Genomic DNA, 2807 nt, shown 5'->3' on the forward strand with positions numbered 1-2807 from the left:
ATATTGTATTCTAATAATTATTCTAATATAATATAAACATAAAACAATAAGGATTAAATATGAGCGAATTAAAATTGGAAGAAGCGAAAAATAAAATAAAAGAATTAACGGAAAAAATAAATTATCATAATAAACTTTATTACACGGACGATAATCCCGAAATAGAAGATTATCAATACGATAAACTTTTTAGAGAACTTGAAAATTTGGAGAGAGATTTTCCGCAATTCAAAGATAAAAACAGCCCGACAAACAAAGTCGGCGGAGCGGTTTTGGAAAAGTTTGAAAAGTTCGAGCATCCGATTGCAATGTATTCGCTTTCAAATGTTATGAACGAGGAAGAATTTTTTGAATTCGATAACCGAATGAAAAGAGAGACAAATTCAAAAAATATAAAATATACTGTGGAAAATAAATTTGACGGTTTGGCTTTGGAGCTTATTTACGAAAACGGAAAATTGATTGTGGCAAGCACGAGAGGAGACGGACAAGTCGGCGAGAATGTTACGAATAATGTTAAAGTAATGAATAATGTTCCAAAAAATATTAAAGAAAAAAATAAACTTATCGTTCGAGGCGAGGCTTTGATAACGAAAAAAGATTTCGAGGCTTTGAATAGAGAGAGAGAAGAACTTGAAGAGATTCCTTTTGCAAATCCAAGAAACGCAGCATCGGGAGGATTGAGACAGCTTGACAGCGCTGAAAGCAAAAAACGAAGATTAAAATTTTTCGCATATCAAATTGCAAATTATAAAGACTTTAATTTAACCAACGAATATAAAGCGATGGAATTTTTATCAGATTTAGGTTTTACCGTTGAAGGAGTTCATCCTAATATTGAATATAAAGAAGTTTTGAAAATATACAACGAAATACAAATAAACAGAAATAAAATGGATTATGAGATTGACGGACTCGTGATTAAAATTGACGATATTAAAGCGCAGGAAAAATTAGGATTTTTATCTCGCGCTCCAAGATTTGCCGTAGCTTTCAAATTCAAACCCGAAGAGAAGGAAACCTTATTAAACAATATAGAAGTTCAAGTGGGAAGGACGGGCGCGCTAACTCCCGTTGCAAAATTAAAACCCGTTCAAGTCGGAGGAGTTATAGTTTCAAATGTGACTCTTCATAATCCTAACGAAATAAAATCAAAAGATATAAGAATTGGCGATACGGTTGTAGTTATAAGGTCGGGAGATGTTATACCAAAAATTGTGAGAGTCGTTTTGGAGAAGCGTCCGAAAGAAAGCAAAGAATTTGTTTTTCCGAATAAATGTCCCGTTTGCGGAGGCGAGACGGCGATAACGGAAGGCGATGTAATAGTTCGATGCATCAATCAAGAATGTCCGAGCAAGATTACAAAATATATAGAATATTTCGTTTCAAAAGCGGCTATGAATATAGAAGGAATCGGAAAAGAATGGATAGCGATTTTTACGAAAAGCGGACTCGTCAAAACTCCCGCCGATATTTACAAAATTAAAAAATCCGATTTGCATAAATTTGAAAGAATGGGAGATAAACTTGCCGAAAATATGCTAAACTCAATAGAGGGAAGCAAAAAAACCACTTTGAAAAGATTTATATACGCTTTGGGAATGCGTCAGGTTGGAGAGACTACGGCGGATTTGCTCGCTAAATATTTTACTTCAATCGAAAATTTCAAAAAAGCTACAATCGATGATTTGGAAAATATTGAAGGAATCGGAGAGATAAGTTCAAAAAGTATTTACGATTTTTTAAATAACGATAAATCAAAAAAAATAATAGACGATTTGCTCGCAGTCGGAGTAGGACCTATTTTTGAAAAGACGGCAATTATAGAATCGAAACTTACGGGAAAAAATGTCGTTATAACAGGTTCAATCGAAGGTTTTACAAGAACTTCCGCAAAAGAAACCGCCGAAAGATTGGGGGCAACGGTTCAGTCTTCCGTATCGAAAACTACGAATATATTGATAGTCGGAGAAAAAGCGGGAAGCAAATTGAAGAAAGCGGAAGAATTGGGAATAGAAATTATGCCCGCTGACGATTTTATTAAACTTGCAAACGGAAATTAATTTATTTTTTTTTCGTTATAAGAGGCAAATAATCGAAAAACGAATATATCGTTATTACCGTCACTATAAGCAAGCTATAATAAGTTATTTTATCGAACGGCAAATAATTTAAAGAAGTAAATTTTAAAACTTTTATCAAAAATATTATTATAACGGCGGCGGCTCTCGAAGCGGTTTTTAATTTTCCGCTAAACTTTGCGGCGACTGCGAATCCTCTCAAGCCTCCAAGAATTCTTATAAACATTGAAAACATATCTCTATAAAGCGAAATTATAAACATCCAAATCGGCATAGAACCCTCGGACAAAAAAATCGTAAACATAGTAATGTGAAAAACGGTGTCGGCAAACGGGTCAAGGACTTTACCCAAATCGCTAACCAAATTAAATTTTCTTGCGGCTATTCCGTCCAAAGCGTCCGTAATTTCAAGGACAATCAAAAATATTAAAGCGAGTATCGAAGTTATAAACGAATTATAAAAGTAAAGAAATATCACAAGCGGAGATAAAACGATTCTGCTAACGCTTAATAAATTTGGTATTTGTTTTTTCATAATTTTTCCTAATCAATTTTAATTTGTTAATATTATATAATTTTTTTAGGAAAAATAAATATTATATTTAAGTGTAAAAATATTGCTATATAAAAAATAAATCTATCTTAATAATTCAAAGTGTTTAATCTATAATTATAATAACTAATTTTATATTTAATGATTGATTATAAATTAAGTGGGTGAATAAG

Annotated in this window: 2 protein-coding genes; one reads left to right on the forward strand and one right to left on the reverse strand. The window is 32.4% G+C overall.

What is annotated here, in order from left to right; all coding sequences use genetic code 11:
• Window positions 1-59 precede the first annotated feature (59 nt).
• The gene (gene ligA / locus ACR0QS_RS12535) at window positions 60-2063 is read left to right on the forward strand and encodes an NAD-dependent DNA ligase LigA (RefSeq protein WP_432633790.1); all 2004 of its coding nucleotides are present in this window, start codon (window positions 60-62) and stop codon (window positions 2061-2063) included.
• Between the two features lies 1 nt (window position 2064).
• Here the strand turns inward: ligA and pgsA are convergent, their stop codons facing one another.
• Window positions 2065-2616, reverse strand: coding sequence for a CDP-diacylglycerol--glycerol-3-phosphate 3-phosphatidyltransferase (pgsA, locus tag ACR0QS_RS12540; protein WP_432633791.1), 552 nt, complete (start codon window positions 2614-2616; stop codon window positions 2065-2067).
• Window positions 2617-2807 lie beyond the last annotated feature (191 nt).

It is taken from the genome of Brachyspira sp., from assembly GCF_050873525.1.
Classification (GTDB): domain Bacteria; phylum Spirochaetota; class Brachyspiria; order Brachyspirales; family Brachyspiraceae; genus Brachyspira.